The 17,626-nt window shown below is 62.9% G+C and carries 19 protein-coding genes and 1 pseudogene; 1 reads left to right on the top strand and 19 read right to left on the bottom strand.

Annotated elements, in window-relative coordinates; translation table 11 throughout:
• Nucleotides 1–119: pseudogene (locus tag ACE1EY_RS09380) on the top strand (IS481 family transposase); the annotation flags it as partial.
• Nucleotides 120–340: 221 nt separating this feature from the next.
• On the opposite strand, the gene ACE1EY_RS09385 reads toward ACE1EY_RS09380, so the two are convergent.
• The 19 genes from ACE1EY_RS09385 to ACE1EY_RS09475 all read right to left on the bottom strand — a co-directional run.
• Entirely contained in the window at nucleotides 341–640 is a 300-nt protein-coding gene (locus ACE1EY_RS09385; protein ID WP_291514532.1) for a hypothetical protein, read from the bottom strand.
• 35 nt (nucleotides 641–675) lie between these two features.
• A complete protein-coding gene (locus tag ACE1EY_RS09390; RefSeq protein ID WP_291514533.1) occupies nucleotides 676–1,851 on the bottom strand; it encodes a hypothetical protein in 1,176 nt (391 codons plus the stop codon).
• A gap of 23 nt (nucleotides 1,852–1,874) precedes the next feature.
• Nucleotides 1,875–2,705: a type II secretion system F family protein gene (locus ACE1EY_RS09395; protein ID WP_291514534.1), complete on the bottom strand. Its 831-nt coding sequence runs from the start codon at nucleotides 2,703–2,705 to the stop codon at nucleotides 1,875–1,877.
• On the bottom strand, nucleotides 2,702–3,577 hold the full coding sequence (locus tag ACE1EY_RS09400; protein WP_291514535.1) for a type II secretion system F family protein: 876 nt from the start codon (nucleotides 3,575–3,577) through the stop codon (nucleotides 2,702–2,704). The genes ACE1EY_RS09395 and ACE1EY_RS09400 overlap by 4 nt, the downstream gene beginning before the upstream one ends.
• On the bottom strand, nucleotides 3,567–4,889 hold the full coding sequence (locus ACE1EY_RS09405; protein WP_291514536.1) for a CpaF family protein: 1,323 nt from the start codon (nucleotides 4,887–4,889) through the stop codon (nucleotides 3,567–3,569). Before ACE1EY_RS09405 ends, ACE1EY_RS09400 begins: the two co-directional genes overlap by 11 nt.
• Before the next feature lie 12 nt (nucleotides 4,890–4,901).
• Nucleotides 4,902–5,681 carry an SAF domain-containing protein gene (locus tag ACE1EY_RS09410; protein ID WP_291514537.1) on the bottom strand — a complete coding sequence of 260 codons (780 nt, stop codon included), beginning with the start codon at nucleotides 5,679–5,681 and terminating at the stop codon, nucleotides 4,902–4,904.
• A gap of 65 nt (nucleotides 5,682–5,746) precedes the next feature.
• A complete protein-coding gene (locus ACE1EY_RS09415; RefSeq protein ID WP_291514538.1) occupies nucleotides 5,747–6,124 on the bottom strand; it encodes a hypothetical protein in 378 nt (125 codons plus the stop codon).
• Nucleotides 6,125–6,474: 350 nt separating this feature from the next.
• Nucleotides 6,475–7,233, bottom strand: coding sequence for a hypothetical protein (locus ACE1EY_RS09420; RefSeq protein WP_291514539.1), 759 nt, complete (start codon nucleotides 7,231–7,233; stop codon nucleotides 6,475–6,477).
• The gene (locus tag ACE1EY_RS09425; RefSeq protein WP_291514540.1) at nucleotides 7,233–9,155 is read right to left on the bottom strand and encodes a pilus assembly protein N-terminal domain-containing protein; all 1,923 of its coding nucleotides are present in this window, start codon (nucleotides 9,153–9,155) and stop codon (nucleotides 7,233–7,235) included. The genes ACE1EY_RS09420 and ACE1EY_RS09425 overlap by 1 nt, the downstream gene beginning before the upstream one ends.
• Nucleotides 9,156–9,509: 354 nt before the next feature.
• Nucleotides 9,510–10,238 carry a cysteine hydrolase family protein gene (locus ACE1EY_RS09430; protein ID WP_370300042.1) on the bottom strand — a complete coding sequence of 243 codons (729 nt, stop codon included), beginning with the start codon at nucleotides 10,236–10,238 and terminating at the stop codon, nucleotides 9,510–9,512.
• 73 nt (nucleotides 10,239–10,311) lie between these two features.
• The gene (locus tag ACE1EY_RS09435; RefSeq protein ID WP_370300043.1) at nucleotides 10,312–11,427 is read right to left on the bottom strand and encodes a PAS domain S-box protein; all 1,116 of its coding nucleotides are present in this window, start codon (nucleotides 11,425–11,427) and stop codon (nucleotides 10,312–10,314) included.
• Nucleotides 11,428–11,538: 111 nt separating this feature from the next.
• Nucleotides 11,539–13,311, bottom strand: a complete 1,773-nt coding sequence (locus ACE1EY_RS09440) for an OPT family oligopeptide transporter (RefSeq protein WP_291513965.1) — start codon at nucleotides 13,309–13,311, stop codon at nucleotides 11,539–11,541.
• The gene (locus ACE1EY_RS09445) at nucleotides 13,304–13,735 is read right to left on the bottom strand and encodes an HIT domain-containing protein (protein ID WP_291513962.1); all 432 of its coding nucleotides are present in this window, start codon (nucleotides 13,733–13,735) and stop codon (nucleotides 13,304–13,306) included. The genes ACE1EY_RS09440 and ACE1EY_RS09445 overlap by 8 nt, the downstream gene beginning before the upstream one ends.
• Before the next feature lie 4 nt (nucleotides 13,736–13,739).
• The gene (locus ACE1EY_RS09450) at nucleotides 13,740–14,894 is read right to left on the bottom strand and encodes an FAD-dependent oxidoreductase (RefSeq protein WP_370300044.1); all 1,155 of its coding nucleotides are present in this window, start codon (nucleotides 14,892–14,894) and stop codon (nucleotides 13,740–13,742) included.
• A complete protein-coding gene (locus ACE1EY_RS09455) occupies nucleotides 14,894–15,061 on the bottom strand; it encodes a rubredoxin (RefSeq protein WP_291513964.1) in 168 nt (55 codons plus the stop codon). The genes ACE1EY_RS09450 and ACE1EY_RS09455 overlap by 1 nt, the downstream gene beginning before the upstream one ends.
• 2 nt (nucleotides 15,062–15,063) lie before the next feature.
• On the bottom strand, nucleotides 15,064–15,234 hold the full coding sequence (locus tag ACE1EY_RS09460; protein ID WP_291513960.1) for a rubredoxin: 171 nt from the start codon (nucleotides 15,232–15,234) through the stop codon (nucleotides 15,064–15,066).
• 111 nt (nucleotides 15,235–15,345) lie between these two features.
• Nucleotides 15,346–16,509 carry an alkane 1-monooxygenase gene (locus tag ACE1EY_RS09465; RefSeq protein ID WP_291513959.1) on the bottom strand — a complete coding sequence of 388 codons (1,164 nt, stop codon included), beginning with the start codon at nucleotides 16,507–16,509 and terminating at the stop codon, nucleotides 15,346–15,348.
• Between the two features lie 105 nt (nucleotides 16,510–16,614).
• The gene (locus tag ACE1EY_RS09470; RefSeq protein ID WP_291513958.1) at nucleotides 16,615–17,217 is read right to left on the bottom strand and encodes a hypothetical protein; all 603 of its coding nucleotides are present in this window, start codon (nucleotides 17,215–17,217) and stop codon (nucleotides 16,615–16,617) included.
• A 2-nt stretch (nucleotides 17,218–17,219) separates the two neighbouring features.
• Nucleotides 17,220–17,626: outer membrane protein transport protein (locus ACE1EY_RS09475; protein WP_370300045.1), on the bottom strand; the 407-nt coding region annotated here is incomplete at its 5' end.

Genomic DNA, 17,626 nt, shown 5'->3' on the forward strand with positions numbered 1-17,626 from the left:
ACCTGCCTCAGAAGGCGCTCAAACACCAAGCACCGATACAGGCGATGAAACAGTGGGCACAATCACACCCTCAACTTTTTCGGCGAAATGTACGGAATCTTCCGGGACCCGACACCTAGGCTCTGTGGGCTTCTGGGAGCGGGTTACTTCGAATAGGCGTTCTGAGAACCCACATCCTCTGAATCTGCCGTGACTTGGCATAAACCACGAAAATCCACATGCGTGAGAAGGAACGAGCTCCAGCGCTGCTTACCCCGTCCACAGTAGATTCCGGATACCCCGTTTTTTGCGTGGGTGCCGTGCGGCCCGCCGTCGTAAAGCCGCCAGCGTATGGCGCTGGCTATTGATCTGTTTCCGGTACTTCGACGCCAATCTGGGGCAGCCCTTGACCCGTGGGCGCCGACACCGGACCTGGTTGCGGCGTGGGCTGATCACGGTAGCGAGCCCCGCCGACCGTCGCGGTGCCGTGACCGCTGCGCAGCCCCGGATACTGGAAACTCTGGTCGAGCTGTTCAAGCGCTTCGGCCAAATCCTCGGCCTCGGTGGTGACGACATCCTGGGGGGCCGCATTGACCCGATGCGCCAGCAATACGAGCGCGGAGACCCGGATAATCTGACGCGGCAATTGAGAGCGATGCATGTTGGTACTCCTGCGTAGATGAAGAAAAAAGACGATCAGGGCTGGCTGTTCAAGCCTTCGCCATCAGGGGGGGTGGATATCCACGTGTCGCTGTCTGGTCCCTGATCCATGGGCAGGTTGACGACAAAGGGCGGCGTGAAACGATCCAGTGCATTCAGGCCGCTGTCGTTGGGGTCAGGCACCCATTGCGCCGCCTGCAGGCTGGCGTTCGTCTCGCAATAAAGCTCCCCGGCCAATGGCTGCAGGATGGCGTCGAGCAATCCGCCGACCAGTCCGTCCAGCAGCCCCAGGTCATCCAGCACGTTGGTCAGCAGCGTGTAGACGACTGCGTTGACCAGGTTGCCATCGTCCCGCACGCGTGTTCCCGACGGGCAACACACCTCGCCGACATCGACCGTGGGCACCGCGCCGAGCAGCACCGCATTCAACGCCGCCGTCGTGGTCGTCAACAACGCATCTATGGGACCGAGATAGCGGGTCAGTATGTCGCCCTGGTCGTCGTAGCCCGAGGGGCAGCTGCAAACCCCGCCGAGGTCGGCGAGACAGGATGTTTCCGGCTCACCGGGCTGGCCGAGCTGAAAGGCTTCGCAAGGTGAGCCCGACACCACGCGCTGCGACAGGTAGCGCGACCGGATCTCGGACACCTCAACCGGACAGAACTGGTCGGTACTGCGATACAAGTCACCGCGGAGCCCGCCCTGCGATGCTCCGATCCCGTAGGTCGGTGAATTCTGCACGCCATACAGGTAACTCACGGCACCGGTTCCGGCGATGCCGTCGTAACCGATGCTGTCGGTGTCCTCATCGCTGGCGAGCTTCATGCACGGCGTGCCGGTGCAGTTCTCGCCGGAGTAGTACACCGGTTCCCGTGTGGTGAATCGGTCGTCGCGAACGCCAATCAATGCCCGGTAGTTACGATGATCGGGGTCCGGCGCAGCAGGCGGCACCGTGCGGTCGATGTAGCTCACCAGAGGGGCTTCGTGTTCGTCAAAACCCAGTGCCTCACCGAGCACCCGGCCGCTGTCATCAATGACGAGCACGGCCTGCGACCGCTGCTGGGCGATGCGCTTGACCAGGGCGTCGCGAATCGCGATGACCCCGACAATGGAACCGATGACCAGAATGGTCGCGATCAGCAAGAGCTCGACCGTGATGATGAATCCGCCCTGGCGGCGCTTGGCGGCGCGAGCGCGCGTGTGAGTCTGTGTCATCTGCATCAGAACCTTGATCGTGCCTAGAACAGTTCGCCGATCATGCCGAGTACATCCATTAGCTGGATAGCTGCGGGAAACATGACCAACACCAGAAACATGGGGAAGCACACGAGCACCATGGGCAGCATCAACTCCATCGACTTGCGCTGGGTCAGTTCGGTGACCTGCTGCGCCTGCTCATGGCCCAGCAAGCGGGCCTGGGCATCCAGGGTGTCCGCGATCGGGGCACCCGCCTCATGGCCGACACGAAGCACGGCGGCAAGACGTTCCGTGGCGGGCACGCCCGTGCGTGCGGCCAGATGCGAAAAGGCGACGTTGCGGTCACGGCCGGCATTGATCTCGCGGCTGATCAGCTCCATCTCCTGGCCCAGCGGGTCCTGCGAATCCGGTCGCAACCGGGCAACCTGGCTCAATGCCTGTGTCAATGGAACACCGGAACGCAGATACGCGACGATCAGGCTGATCAGAAACGGCAGGCTTTGACGAATGCGTTGGCGCCGCTGATGCCGGCGCAACAGCAACCAGAGATCCGGCACGAAACCCGCGGTCAGCACACAGGTCACGACCGTCACCGGTTGCGTGCCGTCGGTCCATTCCAGGATCAGCAGCCCGGCCAGTAGCGCCAGCGTGAACTTGACCGCCCAGAAAACGCGATACGCCTGTCGCGGATGCAGCCCGGCCTGCCGCAAGCCTCGAAGGTACAGGCCACGCTGGGGCTCGCCTTCCAGCGTTTCCCGGCGACGGTTGCCGGGGCGGCGCAGACTGCTGCGCTCCATGTGCCAGAACAGCAGGCCGCTGGCGATCATCAGCCCCAGCGCGAGCATATCCACCCACATCGTCATCATCGTCATTCCTGCATCCTCAAGATTCGACGTAGCCACACGAAGCCGGCCACCTGGCACAGCGCCGCCGAGAGCAGCAGTGTCACCCCCTGCGGGTGTTCCAGCAGCACATCGAGCCATTCGGGCTGGCGCCAGAGGAACACCGGAATCAGCAAATAAGGCAACGCCCCGGCAAACAGGGCGGCATAGCGCGCCCCGGACAGTTGACTCTCGACCTGACGGCGAAGCTTGAGCCGCTCATGCAGCAGAGCGCTGACTGCACGCAGCAGGCTGCGAAAGTCTGTTCCGTCATGCCATTTGACCACCAGGGCCTGAGTCAGCAGGCGCGTGCCTTCACAGTCGTAGCGCTCGCGCATCCGGCTGAGCGCCTGTTCGATGGGCAGCCCGAGATCCAGCCGGCCCAGCACTTCCGCCAGTTCCTTGCGCACCGTCGCCGGGCCCGACAGCGAAGCCGTCTCGATGGCTCCATGTGCGTTCAGTCCCGCCTGCACGGCCGCGTTCATCAAATCGGTCGCATCCACCAGCTGGGTTTCGAAGTGACGGCAACGCCAACTCGCAGCATCGCGCAGCACCAACAGCATGAGCGCAGGTAGGCCAACACCCACGACCCCCGCCAGGGAAGGCAACTCCGGCTTGAGCAGCGTGGCGGCGGTCACGGCCAGCAACCCCGGCACCAGAATCAAAGCCAACACGACCAGCGCGGCCGGCTGGCCGGGCAGCGCCGCCCCCAGCCGCTGTAATGCGTTGGGCCGCAGCGACTCGCGGGCATCGGGGACGACATAGTCGCCATTCGCCGGTGTGGTCAGCACCTGCCTCAGCCGCAGGGCACTGACCCCACAAGCCAGCAGGCAGGCGACGATGGCTACGACTTCAAACGGCATCCCGCAGCCCGGTGTAGCGATCGGGTGTCAGATACCCCAGCACCTGCGCGCGCTCCAGGAACCGCGGCGGCGCACCCGTGCACTCGTGGTGACCGACGATCCCACCGCCGATATCCGCCCGTGCCAGCTTGTAACGGTAGAGTTCGTTGACCTTGAGCGAGCCCTGATCGTCGTGGACTTCGCAAAGGCTGACGATGCGACGCTGGCCATCCCGGAAGCGCATGACCTGAACGATCAGGTGCACGGCTGATCCGATCATGTCCCGAATCGTCTCCCGCGGCATACCGGCGTCGCCCATGTGGGCCAGCGCTTCCAGACGCCGCAGAACATCCTGCGGACTGTTGGCGTGCACGGTGGTCAGACTGCCGTCATGTCCGACGTTCATCGCCTGCAGCATGTCCAGCACCTCGGCGCCACGCACTTCGCCGACAATGATCCGATCGGCGCGCATGCGCAACGCGGTGCGCACAAGTTCGCGCAGCGGGCTGGTCTGGGCCACTTCGCCAACCTGCTGCCGGGCTTCCAGCGGAATCACATGGCCATGGTCCAACTTGAGCTCGGCGGTTTCCTCCACGGTCACCACCCGCTCGTGCTCCGGGATGAACCCCGACAGCATGTTCAGCAGCGTGGTCTTGCCGGCGCCGGCGCTGCCGGCGATAACGATGTTCTGCCCGCAGCCGACCGCCAGTTCCAGCAGCGTCAGCAAGCCCTGGTCCAGCATGCCGCGCTCCACCAGATCCTGAGGCTTCAGCGATTCGTTCTGGAACCGCCGGATCGATACCACCGCGCCCCGCGGACAAAGTGGCGGAATCACCGCATGCAGGCGGCTGCCGTCCGGCAGCCGAGCGTCAACCTGGGGATGACGGGCATCGAGATGACGGCCCTGACCGGCGACCAGCCGATCGATGAAGCGGCGCAGATGGGCGTCGTCATCAAAGGCCAGATCGGTCCGTTCCAACTGGCCGCAGCGATCAATCCAGACCTCGTCCGGACCGTTGACCAAGATGTCGGTGATGCCACGATCCAGCATCAGGGACGCCAGGGGGCCCATGCCTTTCAGATCATCAAGAATTTCCGATTCGATCCGGCGGCGCTCCGGCAGGGAGACCGTCAACTCGGTTTCCCGTGACAGATCCCACAGAATCTCGCCGATGCGCTCGCTGACAACCTCGGGTCGATCCAGGGCGTCGGCCGACTCTCCGTCCAGCGAATCGATCAGCCGCGCATGCACCTGGCGTCGCAGATCGCGCAAATTGGTCGGCCTGCGCACAGCCACTGGGGGCACTTCGGTGTTTTCAAGCAATCTGAGCATGACGATCTCCGATTAGCGATTGACGTAAACAGTGGAACGCTCGAGTCCGGCCACCACCTCCACGGGTCGCTCCGTACGCGCCGGAGTGACCGTTATCTGGCGGCCCAGCGCGACATCGAGGGCGCTGTGGATAACCAGGGAAACCTGGTCCGCGGCAGCGATGTGCGCCAGCGGGTAGACGTGTTCCGGCTGTACGGCGAGGACCAGCGTGGTGTTGCCGCTGGCGGCGGCCTGCCTGCTCGAACGCTGCGGCAACAGGCTGGTGATAGCGCCGCCGTCATCCGTGGACGGTGATGACCCGCGCGGCTTGAGCACGCCGATCAGGCGGACATCGGTCGCGGCGGTGCGGACGCCATTGCGACCGCGCACCAGCACATCCAGCCGATCGCCGGCGTGCAGTTGCGACAATGGCGTCGTGGCGTGATTGCCTAGCGGCAGGGAGTAAAGCACCCGACCTTGGGGAACATGCTGGGCCAGGGTCTTCTGTTGCGGTGGGGCCGGCACGATCAGATCCCCTGGCTGGATCGCCTCACCCGCGCCCTTGCTGATGCGCAGGCGCTTTCCAACCAGCGTCTGGGGATTATCGATGCCGACCTCGTCCCGCGGAATTCGGGATTGGGTCAACTGGTCTTGTGTCAGAACGTCTCCCGCCTGAACCGGCGCGCTGGTTACCCAGGCCGGCACGGAGGTGACGCGGTCGTACTGTCGGAGCCCGAGCACCGATGCCATCAGGCCCGAAGTGACAAACAGGGCAATACTGGCGGTTGCACTTCCTCTGGTCTTGGATTTCATGTCAGGACTCCGGGTTGAAGCGAGGAATCAAGCGGCCCCGAAGGGCCGCTTGGCTTGGGTGGCGATTACTGCGTGCCTGCAGCAGCGGCGCTGGACGATCCCGCAGCGGGGGTGATGCTGGTCACGCCTTCGGCGTTGTCGTTGGCCACAAACGTGAACTCGGAGTTGTCACCGGCGTTAAGATCCACGGCGTCGCCGTAGCTCGAGCCATCCACCAGGGCGGTGTTGTTGGCGCTCTTCAAGCCATTGAACGCGTAGCTCTGATCCAGCTGGCCAATGGCCTCGGCGACGTCTTCCATCTCAGCCGTGGCGGCATCGCGCATCGTGACCAGGCCGACGATCATGCCGACCACCATGATGGTCACCAGCAAGATGAGTTCGGACGTCATGATGAAGCCAGCCTGACGACGGTCGTTGCGGTTTTCTTTGCTCTGCAGTTTCATTTCGATATTCCTTGATAAAAAAGTCTAGATTTAAAGTCCGTTCAATATTTAAGCCTGAGTGAACAAGGCGTTCTGCGTCCTGCGATATCTATATTGCAGGGCTCGTGCCATAAAGCGCCCATTCCTTGACTCTCTATAAATAATGGTAAAAACAATGGCTTATAGATGTTTCACGAAAGTAGCGCCCATCTCGTACGGCCGGCTGGCGCGCGACATTCCCAATTTGAAAACCGCCTTGCGAATACTATTGAGATAATCCATATCTTCAGGGATTCGACCGGCGACGATAATCCGACAAAACCAAAAAAAACGGCCCATATAGGGCCGCTTGTCGCTGTTCCTGAGCAAGTTCAGGACATGGGTCTGTCAGATTGTCGAACTGCACGTAGCGCGCGCGCGCAATCCGGCTGGTGACTGAGGCCAACCAGCCTCGCCATGGGTTGGCGGTAACCCGGATTCTGGTTCAGGCTCTTGCGATACACGTCGCAGGCCTGGACCGTCTCTTTCTGGCCCTCCAGCAGCAGCCCCCGGTGATAATTCGTTCGCCACTGCGGCGCACCCAGCAGATCTGCGCGGCGCAAGGCCTGGTCTGCCTTGGTGTAATCCCCGGTCAGGTAATGCACGCTGGCCACGGCTTCGTGGAGCAGGGGTTGGCCCGGGGCCAGCACGATCTGCTCCTCCAATACCCGGCGAGCGAGACTCAGGTTCCCTTCCCGTAACGCGAGCTGGGATCGCAGGATGCCGGCCTGTGGAAAGCTGCCAGGCCGGGCCAGGAGTTCATCCAGCAACCACTGGGCCGCTTCGGGACGCCCATGCTCGAAGTGCATGACGGCATTGGCGAGTAACACGCGCTCGGCCTGGGGGTATTCGACGTAAAGACGGTCGATTTCACGCTGGATGGCTTCGCAATCCATAACCCGATTGTTGTCGTACCAAATCTCGCGACACATGCGGCCATGTGCATAGGCGTTCTGATCCAGTTCCAGCATGGCGGCGAGCCGATCCTGCGGATCAGGCTGGTGTTTGCGGGCGTGGTCCATGGACGTGCAGGCACTGCTCAGCGCCATTGCGATCAACAGCAGGCCTTGTATGCATTTTTGAGCATTCATCAGGATATCTCCGGTGCGCTTGCAGTACTGCGCAGGTGACGGTGTTGAGGCGATAGTCCTTCGCGGAGTAACAGCCGCGGATTCGGAAAATGCCAGAGATTCAGATCGTGCTTGGGTTCGCGCACGATGGTCGGGGTCACGACGATGATCAGTTCGCGCTCGTTGTCGCTCTGGCTGGTCGATTCCGCCAGACGGCCCACCAGCGGAACATCGCTAATACCCGGCGTGTGCGCGCTTCTGTCCGAGATGTCGCGGCTGACCAGACCACCCAGCACCAGCGGCTGGCCGTCGCGGACACGTGTCGAGGTGCTGATGCTGCGTACATCGAATGCCGCAGCATTGAGGCTGGCACCGGTGCTGTCGGCGATCTGACGGGTTAGCGCGGTATCCGGCAACGACACCGTGGGATTGATATCCAGGGTGATCTGGTCGTTCTCGTCCACCATGGCGCGAACCTTCAGCTCGACGCCAAATGCCTTGAACTCGGTGCCGCTGAACACGCCGCTGGTGTTCTGCCCGACGCTGTCGTCCGCAGAGAGGCCGGACGGCGCAAACGCGCTGGGAATCGGCACTTCACCACCGGCGCGAAACACCGCCGATTCACCGGCCAGCACGGTCAAGGTGGGCCGCGACAGCGTTCTTGAGATCCCTTCCTCCTCCAGCAGCGAGAAGAGCATGTCGAACGCAAATCGTCCGTTCGCGATCTGCAGATTGTTGGACAGCGCGCCGCCGACCATGCGCAACGCATTTTCCACGGTAGAAGCACCTTCCACAGGCTGTAGGCCCGACTGCGTGAACCCGCCATCGCGCCGGTAACCGCTGCTCATCGCAGAGATATCCGGGCGCCACGACTTCAGGCGCAGTCGATCCACTTCATGCATCTGCACGGACACACGCACCTGGGGCAGGTCGCGGACCTCGATCATGGACAGAATGCGTCCGCCGGCGGCGGAAATCAGCTTGGAGCGGCCGATATTGGCGCGGATGTCATTGTCCAGATCGTCTGCCGATACGCCGAAACCGGTAGCCGCATTTGCCGCGGACTGACGTCCGTTGAGCATGGCGCCTGACTCATCCGTCAACGGTGTGATCTGGACACCACCCGGCTGATCGGCGGCCACTCCGAGGAACAGGCGCGACGCGATATTGAGCACCCGCGTGAGAACGACCTGGTTGGCGACCTCACCGGCCAGCACTAGCGTGTCGACGCCGTTGTCCACCAAATCGCCCGTCTGGATTCTGCGCACCTTCACGTCGTGGCCACCCACATCGCGGATAGCGGCAAGAATCTTGTCCTCGTGGCTTTGCGGCAGCTCATCGACCTGAATCAGGTTGATGATGGATGCACCAAAGCCACTGGCGCGCGGCCCACGGTCCACGCGAACACCACCAGGGGCCTGCAACACGCTGTCGGCCGGACCGGCGTCACGATTCCGCTGGCCCGCAAACAGGTAGTTTTCTGCCACGCCCTGCGCGCCGAGACGATACTTGACCGTGGGCACGCGACCGCGCAGCACCAGTGCGGCGCGGTCGGGAGCGAGTTCAATGCGAATCCGCGGGTGAACGTCAGACAGGGCTCGCCGCAGTACGCTCAGATCCTGAACCACGCTGAACAAAAAGGTTTCCGTGGTCTGGTCGGCGTACCAGACCATGATGCTGGTCCGGCCTACGTTCTTGGCCAGGGCCAGAATCTCGTACTCACCCAGCACTTCGAGTTTCAGGGTGCTTTCCTGCCCCACCGCCACCCGCTCGAGCGGCTTGTCGAAAACCAGACGGGTGTGGGTCCATTGCACGAGATGCCGCGTAGAAGAACGCTTGGCACCATCAGCCGTTTCAACATATTTCAGGCCGTCTGCATGAACAAGCCCTGCCATGCACAACAACAGGCCGCTCACGAGGGCGCGATACCGAGTCGCGATCATGGATGCTCCTTGCCCGCCAGGCGCGGGTCAGTTTTCAGGTTCGCATCCTGGTTTGCAGCATCCAAGCCATGTTCTCAGGCATCGAGAGTGGCTATTTTTCCTGGTTCATATCAATGACTTGCATTGATTATGGCCTTTGATAAAGTTAAGAACTACCGCGCAGCATCAGCCGAATTTTCAGAAAGCCTCGCAATTTGCAAACTGCTTTTCCAGTCAGGGCGCCGGCTGCCCGTTTCTGACAAAAAAATGACGGCCGTTCAGCGACACCGTCACCGCGGTGACGATCAGACATGAAAAAGGCCGCTGAACAGCGGCCTTGTTGGGCAATGCGCCAAAGCGCCGGAGACCAGAACGCTACCCGGCCGACAGCTCGCTCGACGCCATCACGGTGGCGTAGAGTGGGAACACGTTCTCGCAGTAGTACTCCTGCTCGAAAACCGTCCGGCCCGTCGTGCAATCGGACAGGACCGTCACGGCGAAGCCGAGATCGGCGGCATGACGACCGGTGGAGTCGATGCAAATCGAGGTGACCGCACCGGCTAACACCACATGGTCGATCCCGCCACGGCGCAGGGTTTTTTCCAGATTCGTGTTGGAGAAGGCGTTCAGGCCACGTTTTCCCGGAATTTCGGTGATGATGGCCTCGTAGGGCTTCAGCTGGTCAATGGTGCGGCTACCAGGCCGGCCGGCCTGAAACGCCCCGACCTCTTCGATGGTCTTGAGAATGCCGACCGGTTTTTCCAGCTCACGGTAATCGGGAGAAAAATTGATCGGCGTTGACACCACCTGGGCAAACCGGTCACCAAGCCGCTCCAGCAAGCCGAGCGTGTTGCCCAGAACGCCGCCCACCCGGGCCGCTTCCTCGATGACAGGGTGCAGAATGCCATCGGGCGCAAAGTAGTCATTTTGGTAGCCGATCAGAATGAGAGCGGTTCGATTCAACGTCATGGGTCGAGGTCTCGTGGGACTTTGTCCATAACGAATGGCAAATGGCGTTCCAACAAAGGAAGCAAAATAAATGGCTGATTTATTTGACGAATTTGATCGATCCGCCCTGGGTCGATGCGAGACGTCGAGCCGCATGGCGGATCGCTTTGCATTTTGCATCGCAAATCGAACATCGGCGCCCCCGCGACGGTGCGCCGACGCCGCGGTATCAATCGGCAGGCAGCGCCACCGGTAATGCAAAGCTGACGGTCACTCCTACTAGGGCGTTGGGCTCGATCCAGATGCGGCCACCGGCTCGTTCCACCACCTTCTGGCAGATGGCCAGTCCGATACCGGTGCCCTCGACCTCACTGCCATGCAAGCGCTCGAAGGGGCGGAACACACGTTCGGCGTACCTGGGATCAATGCCCCGGCCGTTGTCAGTCACCGAGAACACCGCCTCGTTGAGTTGACGCTCGCAATGCACGGTCACCCGCAACCGCCGCGTTTCATCGCGAAACTTGATCGCGTTGACGAGCAGATTTTGCACCAGCTGACGAATGCCGACCTCGGAGCTCCAAACAGGCAGCAATTGGCCGGTAACGACCTCGGCATTGACGGCATCGAGTTCAGGACCAAGGTCGAACAGGACGTCACCAATCACTGTCTGGGTGTCCACGGGCTGCGATCGCGGTGCCTGGCTCACACGCGCCAGAGCCAGCAAATCGTCCACCAGGGCATCCGCGCGGTCGATGCTCGCATCGATCATCTCCAGATACTCCTCCGATTCGCCGGGAAGGCCGCCTGCCGTTTGCTCGCGTAACAGCTTGGCGAAGCCCCGCACCCCGCGTAGCGGCGCCTTGAGATCATGCGAGACAAAGGCGGCAAACTGCTCCAGATCGCGGTTGGACTGCTCCAGTGCGGCCAGCGCGGACTTTGCCTGCGTGACATCCTCGATCTGGGACACGAAATGCACCGGGCCGCCCGCGGCATCACGTACCAGTGACACGCTGAGCACGATCCAGACAATGCGACCGGTCTTATGGAAATACCGTTTCTCCATCCGGTAGGACGGAATCTCCCCCGCCACGAGCTGGCCGAGCAGGTGTAGATCCGTGTCCAGATCATCTGGGTGGGTGATGGTCTGGAAATCCTTCACCAGCAGCTCGTCGCGCGAATAGCCGACGATCTCGCAAAGCGATGGATTGACATCCAGCCAGCGGCCTTCCATCGAGACCAGCGCCATCCCAATCGCCGCCGTCTCGAACGCACCACGAAATCGCTGCTCGCTTTCGCGCAGCTGGGCGATCAGGTCGCCGGAGCTTCCGCCGGGTTGGTTAGACACTGGGCATGGTGGGTTGGGGTTAAGGTCTTTGTAGGGTCGACCACAGCTGAAAAAGCTTGAGCCACGATAACAGGCCGGTCCGACCTGCCCAGCGGTACGACTCGTGATTCCTTAGAGCCCGCCCAGGCGGAGAAACGCGACCAGCACTCCGACCAGGCTTTCGCCTGCGACCAAGCCAGCTGCCAGTGCGATCACGAAGCGCGCGGACCAGCGGGGCGCGACGACCGCGGCAATGGCGGCCGCGACCGCGCCCAGAAACAGGCTGATCGAATTGGAGGCGGGAATCACGAAGGCCAACCCTGCAGCCGGTGCGCTGGGCGCCAGGCGTCCGATCAGCCCCGGCCCGAGAGCACGCGCGCAGGCGATCACCACACCGAGCACAGCGGCCAGCCCCATGGCCGGAATGGCGCCGGCCGGCACGGCCGACAAACCGCCCGACAAGACCTCGGCGACGGCTTTCCAGGTCACTACAGCCGGGGCTGGCCACTCGGCCGTGATCAGCATGGTCTGCGGGTCCGGTATCAGCGCCAGATAGGCCAGCGAGCCGACCACGCTGCCGGTGAGAATGCCGAACAGCTGCGCCGTGATCTGCAAACGCGGCGTGGCGCCAACCAGGTGCCCCGTCTTCAGATCGTTGAGCAAATCGGCACACTGACCGGCCGCCCCGCCAGCCACGTTAGCTGTCATCACGTTGGCAGTGAGATTCGCCGGTGCCAATACACCAAACGTGAGCTGCGACACCTTGCCCAGCGCACCGATCGGCGGGATGCCGGTTTCGCCCACGACGCGGGCGGCCACCACCGCCAGACCGTAGGCCAGCAACACCGCGAGCACGGCGGTGATCCAGTCGATCCCGAACAAGCTGGTCTGGGCGACCACCGCCAGTAGCAAGGTCGCGCCAAAGCCGATCCAGAACGCACGCCGGGAGATCGGCTCGTCGGTTGCCGCGGCCGCTGTCTCGACAGCCACAGGCCGACGCCGGGCGATCGCCAGCGCAAAGGCGGTGAGTGATGCGGACACCATTAGCGCGACACCGGGCCACAGCAGCCACTCCACCAGCGCCGGATACCAGAAATCACCGGCGTCGGCGCCGAGCTCCACCGCACCGCTGGCCAGCAGCATCGGCGCCAGTACGCCCCAGGCGAGGATGGCACCGACCAGCAACGACAACCCGGCGCGCAGGCCGATGATCGCGCCGAAACCGACCAGGAGCAGCGACGGGTCCAGCGCGAAGCCCAATTGACCGCCGCTGATCGAACGCCCGGCCATCATGCCGCCACCGGACAGGCGCAGCGGCAGCGCCCAGGACGATAACCAAGCCGTGAAGGATTCCAGTGCCTTGACCAGACCCGAGACCAGCAGGGCGGCCAGCAGCACGCGGACTCGCGCTGCGGCTTCCGCACCACGGCCGTAAATCTCCTTGACCGTCTCTGCCGTCGCCACGCCGGCAGGAAACGTCAGCTGCTCGACCACCAGCAGTTGGCGACGCATGGACACGGCCACGCTGACACCCAGCAAACTGACCACGCCCACCCAGGCGACCAGCCAGTGCAACGGCAGTGTCTGGCCGGTGAGCAGCGCCAGCGCCGGAATCGGTGCCACCAGGCCGCCGGAGATGATCGACGCCGCGGACGAGGCCGTGGTCTGGTTGATGTTGTTTTCCAGCAAGCCCCAATGACGTGCGCCCAGCGGCGCGGCTGCCAGATTCCAGAATCCATACGACAGCAGCGCGGCGACGATGGACATGTTGAACGACCAGCCAATCTTGAGGCCGGAATACACATTGCAGGGCGTCAGGATCGCGCCCAGGACCATGCCGGTGAGAATACTGCGGCGCGTGAGCTCGCGGGCTGCGCCGGCATCGGCTGGCGCCCGTTCAGGAATGAGCCATCATCCAGTTAACCGGCAGGTTCGTGCGCAGTCGGTCGAGATGGTCGGTCAGGGATTGGCGACCGTAACGCTGCGCCTGGCCGTGGCCCCAGACGGGCCCGGGCCAGGCGGGATCGCCCGCGACGCGGGCGATGACATGCACGTGCAGCTGCGGGACCACGTTGCCGAGGGCCGCAACATTGAGCTTGTCGGCGTGGTAGATCCCCGTCAGCACGCGGCCCGTGTCGGTGACCTCACGCCATAGCTGGGCCTGTGCACCGTCACCGAGCTCGTGAATCTCGACAATGTCAGCCACGCGGGGGACCAGGATCAGCCAGGGATACCGCGCGTCGTCCATGAGCCTGACGGTGCAGAGATCCAGGTTGCCGACTTCGACCGAGTCTTCCTGCAAGCGGGTGTCGAGGACAAACGAGGCCATCCCGCTAGCCCGACTTGAGCAGGGGCGGCATCAGCTTCGCCAGCTCGCCACGGCGCCGGGTGGCTGCGCCGGTGAGGGCAAAGCCGCAGGCTTGTCCGGCATCGTCGGTGAAGATTGCGCTCAGATCACGGCCTTCACCCTCGATCTGGCCCCAGCTGCCCGTCGCACTCGATGGCGGGCAGACCACGGTGGGGCACATGGGTGTCTTGACCACGACCGGCATGGCCGGCCAGCTCAGCGGCGTGGCCTCCCCGGCCAACGTGGCGGCTAGCGCCCGTGCTGCATGAGTCGCCGGCATGATGTACGGCAATACGTGGCCGCCGATCTCTGCACAGTCACCCAGCGAATAGACGTCCGCAGCATTGGTGGCGAGATGATCGTCGACCACAACGCCCCGGTTGCAATGGATGCCGGCAGCACTGGCCAGCGTCGTGCGCGGCGCCAGCCCCACGGCCGACAGGACGATATCGGCCTGAATGGCGTCGCCCCCCGATGTCTCGATGCTCAGCGTCTCGCCGTTGCGTTCGATGCGCTTCACCGACTGGCCTAGATGCAAATGCACGCCGCCTTCGGCCAGCGCCTCACCCAACGCCTGACCCAATGGCCGCGGGAGCAATCGCGATAGCGGCCAGTCCGCGAGGTCGATCAGGTGAACCACGTGATCGGTCGCGGCCAGATCGTTGGCAAACTCACTGCCGATCAGCCCCGCACCAATGATGGCGACGCGGCCGCCTGCGGGCAGATTGTCGCGAAAACTCCGGTAGTCCAGCAGGTCGTTCACCGAGCGGACTTCGCCGGCACCACTGCCTTCAAACGGCAGCCGAACCGGGTCGGCGCCCAGTGCCAGCACGAGTTTGCTGTACGCGATCCGTTCGCCACCGGTCAGCTCGACATGCTGCGCCGCCGGGTCGATCTTGCTGACCTGGCAGTTTGCGCGCACCGAGGCGTTCAGCACCTCGCCGAGCTTGTCGGGGCTTTGCATCACCAGGGCGTCCGGCTGCTTGCCATCGGCCAGGGCCTTGGACAGGTTCGGCTTGTAATACGCAGCGCCGTCGTCGGCAGTCAGGTAAAGCAGTGGGGTTTCGGCGTCACGCTTGCGGAATTCGCGGCCGAGCATCACCCCGGCATGACCCGTTCCGATGATGACGATGGGAGCCATCAGTCGATCGGGATCATTTCAAAATCGGCCTTGCCGGCACCGCAGTCGGGGCAGGTCCAGTCGTCCGGCACGTCTTCCCAGCGTGTGCCGGGTTCAATGCCGTCATCCGGCCAGCCTTCTGCTTCGTCGTATACGTAGTCGCACACCTGACACTGCCAACGTCTCAAACTCATTCGTCTTCCACTCGTTCGAAATCAATCTTTTCGCGGACCGCACAGTCAGGGCAGGCCCAATCGTCGGGCACCCTAGACCAAGCCGTGCCGGGCGGGAAACCTTCCTTTGCGAACCCTTCGGCCTCGTCGTAGACGAACCCGCAATTATCACATTGATATTTCGCCACTTTTTTCCTCCTGGCGCAGGGTGAGTACCGCTATTTCAACGGTGGCGTCCGGGGACCACTCACAAAAAAGCGGGCGCTCATGGCGCCCGCGAATCTTAACGCAGCGGCGTGTCAGGCCGTCTGCGAATAACGCGCCAGCAGAGCAGCACGCTTGGGGGGATGCAGGTTCGCGCGGGTCAGATCGCCGTTGTAGTGCTCGACCACACGACGATCCATCACGCGCCGCCAGATCGGCGGCAGGTAGGCCAGCAGGATCATCCCGGCGTAGCCGGATGGCAGCTGCGGGGCTTCCTCGAAATCCCGCAGCGCCTGATAGCGGCGGGTGGGATTCGCATGGTGGTCGGAATGACGTTGCAGGTGGTACAGAAACACGTTGGTGACGACGTGATTGCTGTTCCAGGAATGCTCGGGCCCACAGCGCTCGTAGCGGCCGGACTCGGTTTTCTGGCGGACCAGTCCGTAATGCTCCAGATAGTTCACGACCTCCAGCAGCGAAAAGCCGTACACCGACTGGATCAACAGAAACGGCAGCGCCAGCCAACCCAGCCAGACCAGCATCGCACCCCACAGCACAACCGACATCAGCCAGGCCTGGATGTTCTCGTTCTGCAGTGTCCACGGCCCCTTGCCCAGCCTTGCCAGGCGGGTCTTTTCCAACTGCCAGGCCGAGCGCAGGCTGCCGAAGACCGTGCGCGGCAGAAACGCGTAAAAACTCTCGCCCATCCGCGAGCTGGCCGGATCGTCCGGCGTCGCGACGTTCTTGTGGTGACCCCGGTTGTGCTCGACAAAAAAGTGACCGTAGAACACCGGTGCCAGCGCGAGTTTGGCCAGCCAGCGTTCGCCATCACCCTTTTTGTGACCCAATTCGTGTGCCGTATTAATCGACAAACCCGACACGGCACCCAGGCTTAACGCCACACCCAGGGCTTCCCACCAGACCAGACCACCCTGCACGAAGACCCAGCCGGACAAGACGAACGCGGCGAAATGCAGCGGGATGAACAGGTAGACAATCCAGCGGTAGTAGCGGTCGTTTTCCAGATCGGGCACCGCGACTTCCGGCGGGTTGTCCTGGTCGGTGGCGATGTACCAGTCCAGTGCCGGCAACAGGCCGTACACGAACACAATCGGCCAGAACCAAAGCACGCCCCAGCCGGTGGCTTCGACCAGCAGATAGCTGCCAAATGGCAGCGTCGGAACGACCAGCCCGAGCAGCCACCAGTAGCGCTTGCTGTCAGAGTAACTGTGGCTTGAGGCCATTGTCGTCGAGTGCATGGGAGGTCTCCTCTCTTATTAACCGATCGTTTAATTGAACGATAGTTTAATCGGCCCCGACGATCAATATCCGATCAGCCCATGCCGACGAACGGCGAGCTCGACCTAGCCGGAACAACCCCGGCTGTCGCAGAAATACGCGTCGGCGAGCAAACCGGTGAGCCGCTCGTAAAGCGCGTTCAGTTCCTCTTCGGTCGCCAGCAGCCAGTCCCTGAGCGCCGGTTCCGGCTCATCACTGCGCATCACGCTCAATAGATGGCGCTGCTGATTGAGCACGGCCGTCAGCGACAGCAGCAGCGTGCGTTCAAACTCGATGCCGGTCTGCCCGAGTACCGGGGTGCCGGTCACCAGGCCACGCTCACGCACGACCGCCCATCGTTTCTTCTGTTCATAGATGGGCAGGCCATCCTCGCTCAAATCCACGGCAGCGAGATCCTGTTCCATCTGCTCAAGCGTGTTCGCGTGCCGCCTCATCGTCTGGGCCACGGCGTCGACGGCAGATTCCACGGCCTCGGACTCGCGCTTGATCAGCAGGAGCTTGTCGATGTGCTGCAGCTTGTTGGCGACCCAGTGGAGCTGCGCGTAGCCGTGGTTCAGCGCCTCGCGCGGTTGGGTGGCCGGCTGGGCTATCGGCTGGATCACGCAGCCGCCGGTGAGCAAGGCCATGAGTAGCCCCACGAAGATCCATGAACGGGCACATCGGGGCATGGTCAGAATCTCCATTCCAGGCGCGAGCCGCCCCAGACCAGGGTGAGCGGTTCAAACCGGCCATCCAGCGTATGACCGGTTCCGGTGGCCTCGGTGCGATCCTCGACCACGACCGTCTTGCCGCGAACCACGCCCACGCTGAGCACGACCCCCAGCGTGGGCAATGCCTGCCAGCGCAGACCACCCGACCAATAACTGCGATCGGCATCCGGTGCACGGGCACTGCGGCTACGGTCGTCGACGGTCGAGGTCTCCTGCGCGTAACCCGCCGATACGGTCCAGCGCTCGAACAGGCGATAACGCGCGCCAAACGCAATCAGGGTGCTGTCGTTGAAGTGCAGCGGTTCGGTCACTGTGGGCGTTGCGTTATCAAAGGCCACCGTGGCGGCCTGAAGACGCGACCAACGCG

The organism is Abyssibacter sp. (genome assembly GCF_964229365.1).
Taxonomy (GTDB): Bacteria; Pseudomonadota; Gammaproteobacteria; order Nevskiales; family OUC007; genus Abyssibacter.

Bases quoted from the DNA above. Each gene is read 5' to 3' on its own strand.
- ACE1EY_RS09405 (WP_291514536.1), bottom strand. From the start codon at position 4,889: ATGCTCAGATTGCTTGAAAACACCGAAGTGCCCCCAGTGGCTGTGCGC.
- ACE1EY_RS09465 (WP_291513959.1), bottom strand. From the start codon at position 16,509: ATGCACTCGACGACAATGGCCTCAAGCCACAGTTACTCTGACAGCAAG.
- ACE1EY_RS09445 (WP_291513962.1), bottom strand. From the start codon at position 13,735: ATGGCCTCGTTTGTCCTCGACACCCGCTTGCAGGAAGACTCGGTCGAA.
- ACE1EY_RS09420 (WP_291514539.1), bottom strand. From the start codon at position 7,233: ATGAATGCTCAAAAATGCATACAAGGCCTGCTGTTGATCGCAATGGCG.
- ACE1EY_RS09410 (WP_291514537.1), bottom strand. From the start codon at position 5,681: ATGAAATCCAAGACCAGAGGAAGTGCAACCGCCAGTATTGCCCTGTTT.
- ACE1EY_RS09450 (WP_370300044.1), bottom strand. From the start codon at position 14,894: ATGGCTCCCATCGTCATCATCGGAACGGGTCATGCCGGGGTGATGCTC.
- ACE1EY_RS09415 (WP_291514538.1), bottom strand. From the start codon at position 6,124: ATGAAACTGCAGAGCAAAGAAAACCGCAACGACCGTCGTCAGGCTGGC.
- ACE1EY_RS09395 (WP_291514534.1), bottom strand. From the start codon at position 2,705: ATGACGATGATGACGATGTGGGTGGATATGCTCGCGCTGGGGCTGATG.
- ACE1EY_RS09400 (WP_291514535.1), bottom strand. From the start codon at position 3,577: ATGCCGTTTGAAGTCGTAGCCATCGTCGCCTGCCTGCTGGCTTGTGGG.
- ACE1EY_RS09390 (WP_291514533.1), bottom strand. From the start codon at position 1,851: ATGACACAGACTCACACGCGCGCTCGCGCCGCCAAGCGCCGCCAGGGC.
- ACE1EY_RS09470 (WP_291513958.1), bottom strand. From the start codon at position 17,217: ATGCCCCGATGTGCCCGTTCATGGATCTTCGTGGGGCTACTCATGGCC.
- ACE1EY_RS09385 (WP_291514532.1), bottom strand. From the start codon at position 640: ATGCATCGCTCTCAATTGCCGCGTCAGATTATCCGGGTCTCCGCGCTC.
- ACE1EY_RS09430 (WP_370300042.1), bottom strand. From the start codon at position 10,238: ATGCGGCTCGACGTCTCGCATCGACCCAGGGCGGATCGATCAAATTCG.
- ACE1EY_RS09425 (WP_291514540.1), bottom strand. From the start codon at position 9,155: ATGATCGCGACTCGGTATCGCGCCCTCGTGAGCGGCCTGTTGTTGTGC.